The sequence below is a fragment of the Collinsella aerofaciens ATCC 25986 genome (genome assembly GCF_964259375.1).
Classification (GTDB): domain Bacteria; phylum Actinomycetota; class Coriobacteriia; order Coriobacteriales; family Coriobacteriaceae; genus Collinsella; species Collinsella aerofaciens_BO.
Genome location: NZ_CAXVJM010000006.1, coordinates 108,264 through 125,166, shown reverse-complemented (window position 1 = coordinate 125,166; position 16,903 = coordinate 108,264). Strand labels below are relative to the sequence as shown.

General features: G+C 60.1%; 17 protein-coding genes. 1 reads left to right on the top strand and 16 read right to left on the bottom strand.

What is annotated here, in order from left to right; genetic code table 11:
* Positions 1-297: 297 nt before the first annotated feature.
* From ACEXKH_RS04285 to ACEXKH_RS04275, 3 genes are all read right to left on the bottom strand, one after another.
* Positions 298-1,698 carry a phosphoglucomutase/phosphomannomutase family protein gene (locus ACEXKH_RS04285; protein ID WP_373573205.1) on the bottom strand — a complete coding sequence of 467 codons (1,401 nt, stop codon included), beginning with the start codon at positions 1,696-1,698 and terminating at the stop codon, positions 298-300.
* Positions 1,699-1,856: 158 nt separating this feature from the next.
* Entirely contained in the window at positions 1,857-2,750 is an 894-nt protein-coding gene (locus ACEXKH_RS04280; protein WP_260699629.1) for a homocysteine S-methyltransferase family protein, read from the bottom strand.
* Positions 2,751-2,762: 12 nt separating this feature from the next.
* Positions 2,763-3,185, bottom strand: coding sequence for a metal-dependent transcriptional regulator (locus ACEXKH_RS04275; RefSeq protein ID WP_373573204.1), 423 nt, complete (start codon positions 3,183-3,185; stop codon positions 2,763-2,765).
* A 120-nt stretch (positions 3,186-3,305) separates the two neighbouring features.
* Between ACEXKH_RS04275 and pepT the strand changes: the two genes are divergently transcribed.
* Complete coding sequence (gene pepT / locus ACEXKH_RS04270; RefSeq protein WP_373573203.1) at positions 3,306-4,553, top strand: peptidase T; 1,248 nt, start codon at positions 3,306-3,308, stop codon at positions 4,551-4,553.
* 252 nt (positions 4,554-4,805) lie between these two features.
* On the opposite strand, the gene ACEXKH_RS04265 is transcribed toward pepT, so the two are convergent.
* The 13 genes from ACEXKH_RS04265 to glpK form a co-directional block, all read right to left on the bottom strand.
* Complete coding sequence (locus ACEXKH_RS04265) at positions 4,806-6,035, bottom strand: LCP family protein (protein ID WP_373573202.1); 1,230 nt, start codon at positions 6,033-6,035, stop codon at positions 4,806-4,808.
* Between the two features lie 12 nt (positions 6,036-6,047).
* On the bottom strand, positions 6,048-7,331 hold the full coding sequence (gene murA, locus ACEXKH_RS04260; RefSeq protein ID WP_161155775.1) for a UDP-N-acetylglucosamine 1-carboxyvinyltransferase: 1,284 nt from the start codon (positions 7,329-7,331) through the stop codon (positions 6,048-6,050).
* Positions 7,332-7,419: 88 nt separating this feature from the next.
* Entirely contained in the window at positions 7,420-7,812 is a 393-nt protein-coding gene (gene atpC, locus ACEXKH_RS04255) for an ATP synthase F1 subunit epsilon (protein WP_373573201.1), read from the bottom strand.
* 3 nt (positions 7,813-7,815) lie between these two features.
* Positions 7,816-9,270, bottom strand: coding sequence for a F0F1 ATP synthase subunit beta (gene atpD, locus ACEXKH_RS04250; protein WP_006235717.1), 1,455 nt, complete (start codon positions 9,268-9,270; stop codon positions 7,816-7,818).
* Complete coding sequence (gene atpG / locus ACEXKH_RS04245) at positions 9,270-10,178, bottom strand: ATP synthase F1 subunit gamma (RefSeq protein ID WP_373570911.1); 909 nt, start codon at positions 10,176-10,178, stop codon at positions 9,270-9,272. Before atpG ends, atpD begins: the two co-directional genes overlap by 1 nt.
* Positions 10,179-10,183: 5 nt before the next feature.
* Positions 10,184-11,782 (bottom strand): F0F1 ATP synthase subunit alpha, encoded by a 1,599-nt coding sequence (gene atpA, locus ACEXKH_RS04240; RefSeq protein WP_148346683.1) that lies wholly within the window; start codon positions 11,780-11,782, stop codon positions 10,184-10,186.
* Positions 11,782-12,258, bottom strand: a complete 477-nt coding sequence (locus tag ACEXKH_RS04235; RefSeq protein WP_161155779.1) for a F0F1 ATP synthase subunit delta — start codon at positions 12,256-12,258, stop codon at positions 11,782-11,784. Before ACEXKH_RS04235 ends, atpA begins: the two co-directional genes overlap by 1 nt.
* Entirely contained in the window at positions 12,248-12,850 is a 603-nt protein-coding gene (atpF, locus tag ACEXKH_RS04230; RefSeq protein WP_195192805.1) for a F0F1 ATP synthase subunit B, read from the bottom strand. The genes ACEXKH_RS04235 and atpF overlap by 11 nt, the downstream gene beginning before the upstream one ends.
* 15 nt (positions 12,851-12,865) lie before the next feature.
* The gene (locus ACEXKH_RS04225; RefSeq protein ID WP_022094262.1) at positions 12,866-13,060 is read right to left on the bottom strand and encodes an ATP synthase subunit C; all 195 of its coding nucleotides are present in this window, start codon (positions 13,058-13,060) and stop codon (positions 12,866-12,868) included.
* A gap of 124 nt (positions 13,061-13,184) precedes the next feature.
* Positions 13,185-13,988 (bottom strand): F0F1 ATP synthase subunit A, encoded by an 804-nt coding sequence (atpB, locus tag ACEXKH_RS04220; protein WP_022094263.1) that lies wholly within the window; start codon positions 13,986-13,988, stop codon positions 13,185-13,187.
* Positions 13,989-13,991: 3 nt separating this feature from the next.
* Complete coding sequence (locus tag ACEXKH_RS04215) at positions 13,992-14,303, bottom strand: hypothetical protein (protein ID WP_195234844.1); 312 nt, start codon at positions 14,301-14,303, stop codon at positions 13,992-13,994.
* 279 nt (positions 14,304-14,582) lie between these two features.
* The gene (upp, locus tag ACEXKH_RS04210; protein ID WP_118376863.1) at positions 14,583-15,230 is read right to left on the bottom strand and encodes a uracil phosphoribosyltransferase; all 648 of its coding nucleotides are present in this window, start codon (positions 15,228-15,230) and stop codon (positions 14,583-14,585) included.
* 123 nt (positions 15,231-15,353) lie between these two features.
* Complete coding sequence (glpK, locus tag ACEXKH_RS04205) at positions 15,354-16,895, bottom strand: glycerol kinase GlpK (protein WP_373573200.1); 1,542 nt, start codon at positions 16,893-16,895, stop codon at positions 15,354-15,356.
* Between the last annotated feature and the right edge of the window lie 8 nt (positions 16,896-16,903).

The window sequence follows — 16,903 nt, the reverse complement described above, 5'->3', positions numbered from 1 at the left end:
CTCGGCGGCCTTGCGAAAAACAAATCCAAGTTAGACCATTTCAAATGGTTCGATGTCTGCCCGGATGCGACACTGAATGTGTCCATCCTCGCAGTATCCGGTTCTCAAGGTGCACGCTTTGCGGCTGATCCGGTTCGACCGGGCCGCGCGGCAAGGAGATATATTGCCAGACCGGAGGGGCCCCGCGGGCGGGAATCTGGTCGTACACATTTCCTACACATATTTAAAGCCAGCTTACGTTTGCCAGCCGTTCTCTACCGCTCACCGAGGGTCTCTTTATAGTGAAGCGTCATATGGCTAAAGCTGATAGGCTCCCTTAGCCAGGGCACAGCCGGCATCGAGTAACTCATCGCGCTCCTCCACCGAGAACCCCTCGGCGTATACGCGAACCACCGGTTCGGTCCCGCTAGGGCGGATCAGCAGCCAGGTGTCATCCTCGAATGCCAAACGTAAACCATCCATATGGCTTACAGTCTGCGGCGCCTTGCCGCAAATCGATTTGGGATTCATGCCAGGAAGCAGCGTTCGCAGCGATTCGGCATCTTCGGCCTCAAGGCGCAAATCTCGACGCCCATAGCTCGTCTTACCAAAACTGGCCTCGAGCTGATCGACCAAAACGCCCAAGGGTGCGCCCGTCTTTGCCATAAGCTCACACAGAATCAGACAAGCAAGGATTCCATCACGCTCGGGCATATGCGCGGCGATGCCGATACCGCCGGCCTCCTCGCCCCCCATGAGGACGCCGCCCTTCTTCATCTCTGCAGCTATATATTTGAAACCGACCGGCTTAACGGTCACGCGACAGCCAAGCGCCTCGGCAATGCGGCGCACGAGCGTCGAGCACGAGAGATTGACGACGACACGCCCCTCCAAATTGCGGAATTGAACGAGGTCGCCAAGAACAAGCGCCATGATTTGATGCGGATGAATATATCTACCGCGTTCATCGACCGCGCCGATACGATCGGCATCGCCGTCGGTCACCAGGCCCGCGCACGCCCCGTCCTCGACAACCGCACGCTCGCAAGCGTCCACCCATGGCTCAACAGGGTCGGGGCAAATGTCCTCTTGATCGGACGACTCTCCGGCATGAATCTCGTGCACCTCGACGCCTAGCTCCCGCAGCAGGTCGGCAAGATATCCCTGGGCCGCGCCGCCCATGGGGTCAACTACCACACGCAGGTGAGCGGCTCGAATGGCCTCGGCATCGACAAACGATGCCACCGCCTGCATATAGTCAGGAATAATATCCGCGGTGCGATAGCCTTCCTCGATCCCCATCGGCTCGGAGGCCATGCTCTCTTCGAGCTCTTCGATGACGTCCTGATTGGCCGTCGAGCCATCTCCCATGCGTAGTTTAAGGCACAGATACCCCTGAGGATGATGGGACCCCGTCACCATGAGCGCACCGCAGGCCTCGCCGTCATACGCCGCCGCCCACGTAAGGGCGGGGGTTGGGACGGGCCGAGATGCGAGCACTGCGTCCAATCCGTGAGCGGCAAGCACGCCTGCCGCAAGCTCAGCGAACTCGCGCGCCTGCGGCCGGGTGTCGAACCCTATATATACTGTTTTGCCGGGATTGATCTTTTGCCACAACTCGCCGACGGCATCGGCAATGCGGGCAACGTTGTCGGCGGTAAAGTCGTCGTCGACGCGGGCGCGCCAACCGTCAGTTCCAAAATGAATTATCGCGCACACGCGCAGACACCTCACAGTGTTTGGATCATGGTACGCATGGGGTATACCCGCAACGCTTGCCCGGCAACCTACCAAAACCGGCATTCACCATTTGGGCAAATGCTACCGACGATGTGCAGGCAATAAAAAAACCGCCCCGTATGGAGCGGTTTTGACCTTTATATATCGAGCGCCTCGGCCATCGCCGCCGTGGTGATCGCCGTGGTTCCACAGCAACTGCCCACCATTGCGGCACCGGCATGCCTCCATTCGATGCAAGCGCGCGCGAAGGCTTCGGGGTTCTCGCGCCACACAGGACCATCCTGTGTTTGGACCGGATCACCCACGTTGGGGCGTACCGTGACGGGCGTAGTCGCCGATGCAACCATCCTGGGCACCGCCACGTTCGCGGCCGCAAGTGAACAGCAGTTAACGCCAACCGAGTTTGCGCCGTGCTTTTCGGCGTACAAAACAGCAGCCTCGATGTTGAGGCCATCGCCTAGCAGGTCGCCTTTATCGTCAACGACAAAACTTACCAAAACAGGCATGCCGTCGGCGGCATCCTGGGCGCCGGCAAGCATGGGCTGCAAATTACGGATAGACGTCACCGTCTCGATCAGCAGACCGTCAACACCAGCATTGAGCAGGGCGTATGCCTGCTCTCGCGAAATGCCTCGGATTTCTCGATACTCGGCAGAGTCTTCGGCAAACCACTCAATGCCGATCGGGCCCATCGAGCCCAGCAGCAGCTGAGGGTGCGCCTGGCGCGCATCGTCGACGGCAGCGCGATTGACCTCAGCCACGGACGGCGTAATCTGATCTTGCTTGAGGGCATAGCTTGATGCCTGAAAGGTATTGGTAATGAGCACCTGCGCACCGGCGGCGACATACAGGCGATGGATACGAGAAACAGTCTGCGGCTCGGCAAGGTTCCAAAACGCCGGTGGGATGTCGGCGGCATCGTATTCACTCATCAGCACGCTGCCCATGGGGCCCTGCGTCAACAGTGTCTCGCTCGACATGCGGCGCATAAGTTCCTCGCCGCCGGGGCGGTTGTAATAACTCGTATCCATATATGTGTTTCACTATTCCCCGACGCTGATTCCCTGCTTTTCGAGATAGGCGAGCCAGCGGCTCATCGTGTCCTCGGAAAGCGCATGTTCCATCATGCACGCCTCGGAATCGGCCCGCTCAAAATCGACGCCGAGCTCCTGGACCAAAAACGTGCGGATAAGGCGATGACGGTACCAGATAGCCGTGCCGACCTCGCGACCACGGTCGGTCAGGATGACCTTGCCGTAATGCGATTGCTCGACAAGCTCGGACGCCTTAAGCGCCGAAACTGCCTTATTGACCGATGCCTTGGAGACACCAAGACGCTGTGCGATGTCGACCGATCGCACGCCATTGGTCTCCCCTTCTTCGTTTTCGATGCGAACCATGCACTCCAAGTAGTCTTCGTTCGCCACTGTTAGGTGCAGCTCGCGCGAGCTATTTGTCGTATCCATGACCTTCCGTCCCTTCTGCGTTCAAAGGCTGATTCTACCCCATCCAAGTGTCGCGGTATGCCGTGGCATACCGTGCTAGAGTTCTTGTTGCACACGACGACCAAGATTGGAGCGGTCTTTATGGAAAACAACGCCACGAACCCCGACGTCCTTGAGCGCTTTTTGCGCTACGTCCAAATCAACACGCAATCCGAGGATGCAAACTGCGACCAGGTGCCTTCGAGCACCGTTCAGTTTGACCTTGCCAACATCCTGGCCGAGGAGCTGCGCGAGCTCGGCGCGACCGATGCCCATGTGACCGAGCATGCTTACGTGTGCGCGCATATTCCTGCGAGCGCGGGCGCGGAGAACAAGCCCGCCCTGGGCCTGATCGCACACCTCGACACCACCGAGGTTGCGCCGGGCGCCGGTGTGAAGCCGCACATTGTGCACTACGAAGGCGGCGACCTGGTCTGCGGTACCGTTGACGGCAAGCCTGTGGCCATGAGCACCGCCAAGCTTCCCGCCCTGAACGACCTTGTGGGTGAGGACTTGGTCTGCAGTGACGGCACCACACTGCTGGGCGCCGACGACAAGGCCGGCGTCGCCGAGATCATGGCGCTTGTCGCGCGTATCGCTCAGGACCCCTCGCTGCCCCACCCCGCACTCGGCATTTGTTTTTGCCCGGACGAGGAGATCGGTCACGGCGCCGAGCTGTTGGACATCGAGGCCTTTGGCTGCAAGTACGCCTACACGGTCGACGGCGGTCCCGTTGGCGAGCTGGAATGGGAGTGCTTTAACGCCGCCGAGGCAACCGTTCGCTTTGAGGGCCAATCCATCCATCCCGGTGACGCCAAAGGCCGCATGGTCAACGCGGGCAATCTATTCTGCGACTTCAATGCCCTGCTCCCCTACGAGCAGCGTCCGGAATACACCGAGGGCTACGAGGGCTTCTATCACCTTGAGGGCGTCTCGGCAACGGTCGACCATGCCACGGCGCGCTATATCGTCCGTGATCACGATGCCGCCAAGTTCCAGCAGAAGCTCGAGCTGATGGATGCCGCCGCAGCACTGCTCAACCAGCGTCTGGGCGAAGAGCGCGTGACGGTCGAGATCAAGCAGCAGTACCGCAACATGGCCGAGATCGTGCGTGACTACCCCGAGCTTATCGATGTCGCCAAGGAAGCCTACCTTACCTGCGGCATTGAGCCCCAGGTGCTGCCGATTCGCGGTGGTACCGACGGTGCGCAGCTGTCGTTCCGCGGTCTGCCCTGCCCCAACCTTTCCACGGGCGGCTACTGCTACCACGGCGTCAACGAGTTTGTCCCGGTCAGCTCGCTCGTCAAGATGACCGACGTCCTCCAGGAACTCGTCACCCGCTTCGCATAGATCTGGCCGCACAAGCCCAAAAGACGAATCGCCCCGTCCTCAACCGAGAACGGGGCGATTTTTGGTGCAAGGAGTGTAGTCGGCATCGCTGGTTGAATCAACGTCAGCGAGCGACGTCCAGAGCGAACAAGTTGGCATGAAAAAGGCAGGGCATTGACCTTCTGGTCATGCCCTGCCTTTTGAATGACAAATTGTCGCTCTGGGCGGCGCGCAGCGTCGAGCCGTTACGCGGGCTGGTAAGCCCGCGTAACTCTAGTAGTTGGCTTCGTAGCCGTTGCCGTCGCCGGTGGGCTCTTCGTAGTAATCCGAATCGCTCGAATCAGTCGAATCGTCCGAATCGTCAGAGCTGACCGATGAGGTTGCGGTGCCGTTGGCGTAATCATCGGACGTGTTGTTGTTCAGGTCGCCGATCGTAGAGCTGGAGCCATCGGACTGGCCCATGGTATTGGGGCCCTTGGGATCCTTACCAGCGTCGACGCGCTCCATCATTTCCTTAAGCTCGTCCTCGTAGACAAAGACGTAGCTCACGCCATCAATCATGGTGCTGGCATCGGCATACGAAGGCAAGTTGGCCGAATAGATGCCGTCAACATCCATGCCGCGCATAGCATTGACCGTAGAGACGATGTCCTGAACGCTCATATCGGTCACGAGCATGTCGGACAGCGAATTGACGAGGTCGAAGACCTTGGTGGCATCGAAGTTGTTGAGGATCTGGTTGGCGAGGGCGCCGAGCACCTGACGCTGGTGGCGCATGCGTGTGTAGTCGCCATCGGCATAGATGTAGCGGCAACGGGCATAGGTAAGGGCGGTCGCGCCATCCATGTGCTGCTGACCGGCGGTGATCTTAATGTCGAGATGCTCGGGGTCGTCGACATCGTCGGTTGCGTTAATGTCGATGCCGCCGACCGAATCGATGAGCGACTGCATGCCGTCGAAGCTGACCTCGGCATAGTGGGAAATCTGGACACCGCACAGCTCGTTGACCGCCTGGACCATGGCTTCGGCGCCGCCGTAGGTATGGCAGGCGTTGATCTTCATGGTCGAGCCGTTGTAGACGACCTTGGTATCGCGCGGAATGGAGATGAGCGTCGCCTGTTTTTGCGTGGGGTCGATACGCGCCAGAATAATCGAGTCGGCGCGGTATGTATCCTCGCCCGGGCGACCGTCAGTGCCAAGGAGCAGCACGTAGAACGGGTCCTTTGCCTCGTCGGTATCAACCAGGATCTGGCGCAGGTTGTCGGTAATGACATTGGAATCGCCGAGCTTGCCCATAATGGTGGCAAACCACAGGCCGGCGGCAGTCGTAGCGCTCAGCAGCACACCGAGCACAGCAATGAGCACAACGCGGCGAACCGTATGGCCGCGACGGCGCTGACGGGCGCGCTCGGAATAGCGGGCAACGTTATCGCGGCTATAGATTTTTGCCTGGGCGCCGGTCGAAGGTCTTCGAGATTCCGTAATGGGCTTTTTCTTAAACATAGGCAACCTGCATTAGTAGATGACGGGATCGGGAACAGTGGCGTGCTCGACATGAGCGCCAAGCGCCTGCAGCTTTTCGACAAACTGTTCGTAGCCGCGCTTAATGTGATGGATGGCCGAGACCTCGGTCGTACCGTCGGCAATGAGGCCGGCAACGACGAGTGCCGCGCCACCACGAAGATCCGGTGAGGTTACCTGAGCGCCGGAGAAGCCCTTGACGCCGTGAATCATGGCGTGGTGGCTCTCGATGCGAATATCGGCACCCATGCGCACCAGCTCGGATGCAAACATAAAACGATTCTCGAAGATGTTCTCGGTGATAACGGAACTGCCGTCGGCCAGGGCGGAGAGCACCATGATCTGCGCCTGCATGTCCGTGGGGAAACCGGGGAACGGGAGCGTCTGGATATCGACCGGCTTGATGCGCTCGACGCGATTAACGTGGACGCCATCCTCGATGCGTTCGCAATCGATGCCCATGAGCTCCATCTTCTTGAGCACCATTCCCAAGTGAATGGGGCAAAAGCCTGTGACGTCGACACCGCGGTCGTCTGCCATCAACGCACCGGCAACGATAAAGGTACCGGCCTCGATGCGGTCGCCCACCACGCGATGGGTAACGGGATGCAGCTCTTCCACGCCCTCGATGGTCACGACAGGCGTGCCCGCGCCGACGATCTTGGCGCCCATCTCATTAAGCATGTTGGCGAGATCGACGATCTCGGGCTCGCGGGCGGCATTATCGATAACCGTGGTACCCTGCGCACGCACGGAGGCCATGATGAGGTTCTCGGTCGCACCGACGCTGGCGAACTCGAGTGTGACGGTGGTGCCGCGCAGGCCCTGAGGCGCGTTAGCGTTGATATAGCCGTGGGCGGTATCGAACTCGACGCCCAAGGCCTCAAGACCCAAGATATGCATATCGATCTTGCGAGCGCCCAGGTTGCAGCCACCGGGCATGGCGATCTTGGCGCGATGGAAACGGCCCAGCAGGGGTCCCATCACGGCAGTGGAAGCGCGCATCTTGGCAACGAGCTCGTAGGGCGCCTCCCAAGAATCGACCTGGGAGGTATCGATCTCGAGCGTATGCTCGTCGAGAACATCGATCGTAGCGCCCATGCCCTTGAGCACCTTGCCCATCACGTGGACATCGGAAATATCAGGCACGTTCTGCAGCGTCGTCTTGCCCGGCGCCAGAAGCGTTGCCGCCATGAGTTTGAGCGCGGAGTTCTTGGCGCCCGAAACAGGCACGGAACCTCCGATGGCGTGGCCACCCTCAACGCGGATAATATCCAAGGTCTACCCTTTCAAAAAGCATGCCCGGGGTGGCTGGGCCATCCCGGGCATGATGTGTTCGCAAATGGTCGAACGCTAAAGCGTTTGACTATTGGGCAAGCTTGAGCTTACACCATGCGATTTCATTATAGAGGTAGGCGCGGCGTGCATCATCCTCCGACAAATTACCCAGCTTCTCTTCAAAACCTTGAATATCAGCTTTAACCTTGTCGGCGTCGACGGTCACCAAATCGCAAGCGCGCTCGGCGAGGACGGTCACGACATCGTCCGCAACCTGGGCATAGCCGCCGGCCACAGCAAACGTGTGGTCGACAGTGCCCATGGCCTTATCGGAAACGCGAACGTAACCGCGGTCGATCGTGCAGATTTCGCTGGAGTGAGCAGGCAGAACGCCAAACTCGCCATCCGTGGACGGAATCGACACAAACGCAGCGTCGCCCTCATAGGCGCAGCTCACGGGGCACACGATGCGGATACGCATAACCTACTTCTCCCCCATCTTGCGGGCGCGCTCGCGCACGTCCTCAATCGTGGAAGCATAACGGAATGCCTGCTCGGGCAGGTCATCGGCCTTGCCGTCAACAATCTCGGCGAAGGAGCGAACGGTATCTTCGACGCGGACGTAGACACCGGGGTTGCCAGTGAACTTCTCGGCGACGTGGAAGGACTGGGAGAGGAACTGCTGGATCTTACGGGCACGGTTGACCGTAAGGCGCTGCTCCTCGGACAGCTCGTCCATACCCAGAATGGCGATGATGTCCTGAAGGTCGGAGTACTCCTGCAGAAGCTCCTGGACCTTGACGGCGACACGATAGTGCTCCTCGCCGACGATCGAGGGATCGAGAGCGTCGGAGGAAGAAGCGAGCGGGTCGATAGCCGGGAACAGACCGAGCGACGAAATGCTACGCGAAAGAACCGTAGTGGCGTCGAGGTGCGTAAACGTCGTGGCAGGCGCCGGGTCGGTCAAGTCGTCTGCAGGGACGTAGACAGCCTGGACGGAGGTAATGGAACCCGTCTTGGTCGAGGTAATGCGCTCCTGGAGGTCGCCCATCTCGGTAGCCAGCGTAGGCTGATAACCGACGGCGGACGGCATACGACCCAGCAGTGCAGAAACCTCGGAACCGGCCTGGGAGAAGCGGAAGATGTTGTCGATGAACAGCAGAACGTCCTGGCCGCGATCGCGGAAGTACTCAGCGGTAGTAAGGCCAGCCAGACCGATGCGCAGACGCGCTCCAGGCGGCTCGTTCATCTGACCATAGACCAAGCAGGTCTTATCGATGACGCCAGACTCGCTCATCTCGAGGAACAGGTCGGTGCCCTCACGAGTACGCTCGCCGACACCGGTGAACACCGAGGTGCCGCCGTGCTCCTGGGCGAGGTTGTTGATGAGCTCCTGAATCAGAACGGTCTTGCCGACGCCGGCGCCGCCGAACAGACCCGTTTTGCCGCCACGGATGTAGGGCTCGAGCAGGTCAACGGCCTTGATGCCGGTTTCGAAGATCTCGGTCTTGGTGGTGAGCTCGTCGAAGCGGGGCGCTGCGTGGTGGATGGGATAGAACTCCTCCACCTCGGGCATGGGCTTACCGTCGACAGGCTTGCCCATGACGTTCCAAATGCGGCCGAGCGTCTTGGGGCCAACGGGCATCTTCATGGGCTCACCGGTATCGGTGGCGATGAGACCACGCTGCAGACCGTCGGTCGAGGACATGGCGACCGTGCGGACGACGCCGCCCGGAAGCTGGCTCTCAACCTCGAGGATCGTGCTCAGGTGACCGATCGGGGTCTCGGCCTCGACCGTGAGCGCGTTGTAGATCGGGGGCACCGCACCGTCAAACTTGACGTCGACGACAGGGCCGATGATACGCACGATGCGACCATCACCGGCAGTCGTCTTCTTGGTGGCTTCCTCGACCGCAAGCTTTACGGTGTTATTAGCCATTACTGTTCCTCCAATGCTGAGGCTCCGCCGACGATCTCGTTAATCTCGGTCGTGATCGAAGCCTGACGCACGCGACTATACGTGCGGGTAAGGGTCGAGATGATCGCGGTGGCGTTTTCCGTTGCGGAGTGCATGGCCTTGCGGCGCGCACCCTGCTCGGCGGCCGCCGAATCGATCAGGGCCTGGTAGATGACCGTCAGGATATACGACGGTACAAGCTTGCCGAGAACATGCTCGGGAGAGGGCACGAACTCGAACGTGGACGAGATGCGCTTAGGGGCGTCGGTCTCGTTCTTACGCGGACCGTGGGCCATAGCGATCATCTCGGGATCGAGCGGCAGCAAGTGCTCGACGCGAAGCTCCTGATCCACGCGGTTCTTGGCGTGGTGGTAGACAAGCTCGACACGGTCAAGCTCACCGGCACGATACGCATCGCAGATATGAGAGGAAATCATGCGAGCCTGATTAAAATCGGGCTCGGAGGAATTGCCCTCAAAGTGCATGATGACGTTTGCGCGGTCGCGGAAATACGTGGCCGGTTTGCGCCCACACGCGATGATCTCGCACTCGATGCCATCGTTCGCCCAAGAAGCGGCGAGCTTTTCGGCCGTGCGCTCCACCGTCGTATTGAAACCGCCGGCAAGGCCGCGGTCCGAAGCAATGACGACAATCAGGCCACGCTTAACGCTCTCATGCTTATGCAGCATGGGATCGTTGCCCGAGCAGGAGGCGTCGCCGGCGACCGTCAACATGACGTCGGTCAGCGCCTCCTTATAGGGCTCGGCCTGCTTGGAGCGATCGAGGGCACGACGGATCTTGGCCGTGGAGACCATCTCCATCGTGCGCGTGATCTGCTTGGTCGTGGTAACCGAGGAGATTCGCTTCTTAATGTCGCGAAGGTTGGCCATAGGGCTTAGTTCTCCTCTGATCCAGTCGTATCGGCATGGTGCTTGGCCATGAACTGCTGCTTGAAGTCACCGATGACACGCAAGAGCTCGGCCTTGGTGTCGTCGTCGATCTTCTTGGCGCGAACCTTGTCGAGCAGCGAGCCAAAGCCATTGTCCATGTACTCGACGAGCTCGGCACGGAAAGGCAGCACGTCGGCGATCTCCAGGTCATCCAGGAAGCCCTCGTTGCCGGCAAACAGCGTAACGATCTGCTCGGAAACCTCAAACGGCTTGTAGCGCGGCTGCTTCAGGAGCTCAGTCATGCGAGCGCCGTGGGTAAGCTGCTTTTGCGTGGCCTCGTCAAGGTCGGAGCCGAACTGCGTAAAGCCGGCGAGCTCCTGGTACGAAGCGAGGTCCAGGCGAAGGTTGCCGGCAACCTGCTTCATGGCCTTGGTCTGAGCGTCGCCACCGACACGGGACACGGAGATGCCCACGTCGACTGCCGGGCGCTGACCCTGGAAGAAGAGCTCGGACTGCAGGTAGATCTGACCATCGGTAATGGAAATGACGTTGGTCGGAATGTAGGCCGAGACGTCGCCGTCCTGGGTCTCGATGATCGGCAGCGCCGTCATGGAGCCGTAGCCGTTCTTCTTGGACATCTTGACGGCACGCTCGAGCAAACGAGAGTGCAGGTAGAAGATGTCGCCAGGATAGGCCTCACGTCCGGGCGGACGATGCAGCGTCAGCGACATCTGACGGTATGCCACGGCCTGCTTGGACAGGTCGTCGTAGATGACGAGCACGTGACCGCCGGGGTTGGTCTCGCTGGCGGGCTTGCCGTCCTCACCGTTGTACATGAAGAACTCGCCGATAGCGGCACCGGCCATAGGCGCGATGTACTGCATAGGGGCGGAATCGGCAGCGGTTGCCGAAACGATGATGGTGTAGTCGAGCGCACCGTGCTGAGCGAGGGTCTCGCGGATGTTGGCAACCGTGGAGGCCTTCTGGCCGATGGCGACATAGATGCAGACCATGCCCTTGCCGCGCTGGTTGAGGATAGCGTCGATGGCGATGGCGGTCTTACCGGTCTTACGGTCGCCGATGATGAGCTCACGCTGACCGCGGCCGATAGGCACCATAGAGTCGATAGCGAGCAGGCCGGTCTGAACCGGCTCGCACACCGGGGTACGGTCGATGACACCGGGGGCCTTGAACTCGATGGGGCGACGATGCGTGGCGACGATGTCGCCCAGGCCGTCGATGGGCTGGCCGAGCGGATTGACGACGCGGCCGAGCATGGCGCGGCTCACGGGGATATCCATAATGCGGCCAGTGGTGCGGCACTCGTCGCCTTCCTTGATGGAGTCAACGGCACCGAACAGAACGGCGCCGACCTCGTCACGGTCAAGGTTCTGGGCAAGGCCAAAGACGGTCTCACCGGTATCGGAGCTCTTGAACTCCAGAAGCTCGCCTGCCATGGCGCTCTTGAGGCCGGAGACGCGCGCGATGCCGTCGCCTACCTCGTCGACCGTTGAAACCTCATGCGTATCGACCGTCGCGGAGAGGCTCGTGAGCTGCTCCTGCAGTTTCTTGGCGATATCCTGGGCATTGAGGGTTTCGGACATTAGGCTTCACCTCCGTACGAATTAGCAGAGTTTGCGAGGGTCTCCTGCGCGATGCGCAGCTGCGTCTTGACGGAAATGTCACGACGCTCGCCGCGGGCCTCGAGCACCAGGCCGCCCACGATAGATGGGTCGACCTGCTCGATAAGGAACACCTTGCGGCCGAAGTCCTGCTCGCATTTCTTAGTGATGGTTTGACGCAGCTCGTCGTCGAGCGGGATCGCCGTGGTGACGGTCACGCCCACTACATCCTCGTCTTCCTCGGCAACATACTTAAAGGCAGCTGCCACCTTGGGAAGAAGGTCGAGCTGGTCGCGCTTGGACATGGTGTCGAGCACGGCGATGATCTCGGGGCTGGCGCTAGCCAGGCGCTCGATCATCTCGAGGTCCTCGAACACATGGTTCTCGGCCTTGGCGGATTCCAAAAGGGAACGCGCGTAGGTCTCGAGCACCTTGTCCTGATAGCGGCTAGTCGGCATTCAGGCTACCTGCTTCCTGGATGTAGCGCTCGATGAGCTTCTTCTGCTCGCCCTCGTCCTCGAGTGCCTCGCCCACGATCTTGGTGGCGACGGCAACGGACAGGTCGGCGATGGAGCTTGCGGCACCGGCGTAGATGGACTTGCGCTCGTCCTCGACGGTCGTGTGGGCCTTGGCGATAATCTCCTCGGCCTCCTTGTGAGCAGCCTCGATGATACGGGCGCGCTCGGACTCGGCGTCCTTACGGGCCTCGAGAACGATGTCGGCAGCCTGACGACGGGCGTCGGTGACGATCGAGTCGGACTCAGCGCGCTTGGCGATGGCCTCCTGCTTGGTCTTCTCGGCCTCGTCGAGGCTCTCCTCGATCTTCTTGCCGCGCTCCTCCATGGTTTTCATGATGCCCGGCAGGGCAACCTTGGCCAGCACGATCCAGATGATCAGGAAGGCGATAAGCGCCGGGATGAACTCCGCCATCTTAGGGATGAGGATGTCCGCACCGGCAGCGCCGTCCTCGGCGAACGCGGAAACCGGCATGAGCAGCGCGGCCGCGGACGCGGAGAGTGCGATCGCGCTCTTCTGGGATGAAAGATTCATACTTGACGCTCCGTGCTATTTAACGATCAGCGCAACAACGAAGCCGATCAGAGCCAGAGCCTCGCCGAAGGCGGAGCCCATGATGAAGACGGTGAACACGCGGCCCTGGACCTCAGGCTGACGGGCCATAGCACCCGTAGCACCCAGAGCAGACAGGCCGATAGCAAGACCAGCGCCGATAACACCGAGACCGTAACCGATAACTCCCACGATTCCTCCTTTGTCGTGCGTGTCTTATTTCACGCAGGATAACCTTTTTATAACTGCCGGGCTCCATGGGTACGGGCACCGGCGGTTTAACGAATTGCCTTACCTTTAAGGCGCGAACGGAAGACTACTCCTCCTCCGCGACCTCCTCTGCCTCGGAGACATACACGGCGGTAAGGACCGTGAAGACGTAAGCCTGGATGGCGCCGACCACAAGCTCGATCGCATAAATCAGGATGAGGATGGCAAGCCAGGCCAGCGAAGGCAGGGCGCCGACGGCGTGGGCCGCGGAAACCTGCTGAAGCAGCGGCTGCATGAACATGCTCGCCATGATGGCGAACGAGCCCATGACCACGTGTCCTGCGAACATGTTGCAGAACAGACGGACGGCGAGCGTGATGAGGCGCAGGAAGGTCGAGAAAAGCTCGACGACCCACACAAGCACGTTCATCGGGAAGCTCACGCCCTGCGGGGCGAGGCTCTTGATGTAGCCGATCACGCCGTGAGCCTTGCATCCGTAGTAGATGAAGTACACGAAGGCGAAGATGGCGAGCGCGGCGGTGGAGCCGATTGCGCCGGTGCCGGGCTTCATTCCCGGGATCAGGCCGATCATGTTATTGATCAGGATGAACAGGAAAAGCGAGCACAGGAACGGGAAGTGCTTCTTCCAGTTCTCACCCACGACGCCCTTGCCGATATCGTTCTCGACGTACTCGATGATGTACTCGAAACCGTTGACGAAGAAGCCCTTGGGAACTAGGGTCTGCTTCTTCTTGAACACGGCCAGGACGATCAGGAGCACGATCGTGGAGACGATCAGCCAAAACGAGTACTGCGTGATGCCGCAGCTCAGATCGCCCACGACAGGGGTGGAGCTGAACTCGCTGACCAGATGATTAATCTCATCAGGCAGCTTTTCAAAAATTTCCACGACTTACCTTTCGACCTCATGAGGATCTCGCAGCGCCTTGGCGACGCGAACCGTGCAGGCGGCCATAAAGACCACGAAGCCGATCGCCTCGCCCAGGAGGAACATGCGAAATGCCTCTCCGAACAACGCAAACACAACCAAGGTAAAGACGAGCAGGGCGACTGCCGAGACCGCCAGACTCACCATGCCCTTGAGCATGTCCGCATTCTGCTTATCGTCAAGAACCGGCTTGAGCGTAAAGACAAAGGGAAGGAAGGCAATTGCGCCCGCGATGGCGCCTGCAACGATAGCGAGCAGATCGGCTATCTGAAACACTGGCTTCCTCGCTTTCCTTTTTACGCCTCACGGCACAGTCCCAGCCAAACATTGGTGACTATTGTACGAGCCAATCGCTAAAGTACAACCGTAAAACAAACGGTTAATACGCACCTGTACGTTTTCTTAAGGCCTTCTTTATGCCGCAGGTACGGTAATACGTTTTTTCGAACCCCTCAGGGCAAAACGTCCGTTAACAGAAGTGCGCGTGGACGACTTTTGCTCGCCCGCGCGCACCATTTCTTCGTATTTGTGACCGTAGCCGACAAGGCCCAACGACTAGAGCGTGCCGTAGATGCGGTCTCCGGCGTCGCCCAGGCCGGGAACGATGTAGGCGGCCTCGTTGAGATGGTCGTCGATGGCGCACGTATAAATATGTACGTCGGGGTCCTTTTCGGTCAGTGACTTGAGGCCCTCGGGCGCGGCGACGATACACAGCATGCGGATATCCTTGACACCGCGCTCGCGCAGGTAGCTGATGGCCATCTCGGCCGAACCGCCCGTGGCGAGCATGGGGTCGACAACCAGGCAGATGCGCTGATCGATATCCTTGGGCATCTTGCAGTAATACTCATGCGGCTCGTGGGTGACCTCGTCGCGCTCCATACCGATGTGGCCCACGCGAGCGGAGGGCACCAAGTCGAGGATGCCATCGACCATGCCGAGGCCCGCGCGCAGGATAGGAACGATGGCGAGCTTCTTGCCGGCAAGCTGCTTAAACGTGGCAGTGGTGATGGGGGTCTCGACCTCGACGTCTTCCATGGGCAGGTCGCGCATGGCCTCGTAGCCGTCAAAGAGCGCAAGCTCGCGCACGAGCTGGCGGAACTGGTTGGTGCCGGTGCTCTTGTCGCGCAGGATCGACAGCTTATGCTGGACGAGCGGATGGTCGACAAGCGTCACGCGGGACGTATCGTAGGTGACGGTCATGGGTTGATTGCCCCTTTCGTTGCGGCCGGAAGATGGCCTTGCTGACAAGACGCCTGGCGACATTGTTGCCTCGCGCCGTGCATAAGTTTAACGGTTTGTTGTATCGAGCAGCTCGTCGCAACCCTACTGAGCGGTGTTGAGCGAACGCTTGACGGCATCACGCCAACCAGCGAGGTTGCTCTCACGGCGCTCGGCGGACATGTGAGGATGGAAGACTTTGACGATCTGAGCGTTTTGCTCCAGCTCCTCCAAATCCTCCCAATAGCCGACAGCAAGGCCCGCCAAGTACGCGGCGCCAATCGCCGTGGTCTCCACCGTCTCGCACTGCAGCACGGGGATATCCAGCAGATCAGCCTGGAATTGCATGATGAACTCGTTGCGCGAGGCACCGCCATCGACGGACAGGCGCTCAATCGAAAGTCCCACGTCCTGCTCCATGGCGCGTAGTACGTCATAACTCTGGTAGGCCATGGACTCGCAGGCCGCACGCACAATGGTCGCGCGACTCGAGGCGCCGGTCAGGCCGCACACGATACCGCGAGCATGCGGGTCCCACCAGGGAGCGCCCAGGCCTGCGAAGGCGGGGACGAAGTAGCAGCCCTCGTTGTCGCTGATCGAAGTGGCGAGTTGCGCGGACTCGCTCACGCTCGAGATGATGCCCATGTTGTTGCGCAGCCAATTCATGGTTGAGCCGGCGGCAAAGATAGAGCCCTCGAGCGCATAGCTGATCTTGCCGTCCGCGGCGATACCGATCGTGGAGACCAGACCGTTCTTGGATTCGACGATCTCGTCGCCGGTGTTCATGAGCATAAAGCAACCCGTGCCATAGGTGTTTTTGGTCTGGCCGGGATGGAAGCAGCAGTGGCCGAACAGCGACGCCTGCTGGTCGCCCGCCACGCCCATGATGGGTGGCATGTTGGTCATGATGTCGCTCGCGACGCGGCCGTAGTCGCCCGAGCTCCAACGAACCTCGGGCATCATGGAACGTGGAACGTCAAAGAGCGCCAGCAGATCGTCGTCCCAATCGAGCGTATGGATATTAAAGAGCGCGGTGCGGCTGGCATTGGTGTAGTCGGTGGCAAAGACCTGACCGCCGGTGAGGTTGTAGATGAGCCAGGTGTCGATGGTGCCGAACATGAGGTCGCCCGCCACCGCGCTCTCACGCGCACCGTCAACGTTGTCGAGGATCCACTGCACCTTGGAAGCCGAGAAATACGGATCGAGTGTGAGTCCCGTGCGGGAGCGCACCAGTTCTTCTGCGCCCTGCTCGACCAGCTCGTCGATCAGAGGTGCGGTGCGACGGCATTGCCACACGATGGCGTTATAGATGGGTTGGCCGCTTATGCGGTCCCACACCACCGTGGTCTCGCGCTGGTTGGAGATACCGATGGCGGCAATGCGGTCAGAATGGATGCCGCTCTTAAACTGGACCTCCATCATCACGCCGATCTGGCTGGCAAGCACCTCCGTGGGATCCTGCTCCACCCAGCCGGGGCGCGGGAAGCTGGTTTTGACGCTACGGCGCGCCTGGGCGACGATGCAGCCGTACTCGTCGACGATGGTCGCGAGTACCGAGGTAGTGCCGCAGTCGAGCGCCATGATGTAGGAACCGCCAAAGCTAAACGAGGCGTCTTCCATACCCAGGCTACCTAGATTCAACGACATCGCTTACA

Excerpts from the sequence above, each read along its gene's own strand:
- ACEXKH_RS04235 (WP_161155779.1), bottom strand. The coding sequence starts at position 12,258 with ATGCCGACTAGCCGCTATCAGGACAAGGTGCTCGAGACCTACGCGCGT.
- glpK (WP_373573200.1), bottom strand. The coding sequence starts at position 16,895 with ATGTCGTTGAATCTAGGTAGCCTGGGTATGGAAGACGCCTCGTTTAGC.
- atpD (WP_006235717.1), bottom strand. The coding sequence starts at position 9,270 with ATGGCTAATAACACCGTAAAGCTTGCGGTCGAGGAAGCCACCAAGAAG.
- atpG (WP_373570911.1), bottom strand. The coding sequence starts at position 10,178 with ATGGCCAACCTTCGCGACATTAAGAAGCGAATCTCCTCGGTTACCACG.
- ACEXKH_RS04275 (WP_373573204.1), bottom strand. The coding sequence starts at position 3,185 with ATGGATACGACAAATAGCTCGCGCGAGCTGCACCTAACAGTGGCGAAC.
- upp (WP_118376863.1), bottom strand. The coding sequence starts at position 15,230 with ATGACCGTCACCTACGATACGTCCCGCGTGACGCTTGTCGACCATCCG.
- ACEXKH_RS04280 (WP_260699629.1), bottom strand. The coding sequence starts at position 2,750 with ATGGATACGAGTTATTACAACCGCCCCGGCGGCGAGGAACTTATGCGC.
- atpA (WP_148346683.1), bottom strand. The coding sequence starts at position 11,782 with ATGTCCGAAACCCTCAATGCCCAGGATATCGCCAAGAAACTGCAGGAG.
- atpC (WP_373573201.1), bottom strand. The coding sequence starts at position 7,812 with ATGCGTATCCGCATCGTGTGCCCCGTGAGCTGCGCCTATGAGGGCGAC.
- pepT (WP_373573203.1), top strand. The coding sequence starts at position 3,306 with ATGGAAAACAACGCCACGAACCCCGACGTCCTTGAGCGCTTTTTGCGC.
- atpF (WP_195192805.1), bottom strand. The coding sequence starts at position 12,850 with ATGAATCTTTCATCCCAGAAGAGCGCGATCGCACTCTCCGCGTCCGCG.
- ACEXKH_RS04265 (WP_373573202.1), bottom strand. The coding sequence starts at position 6,035 with ATGTTTAAGAAAAAGCCCATTACGGAATCTCGAAGACCTTCGACCGGC.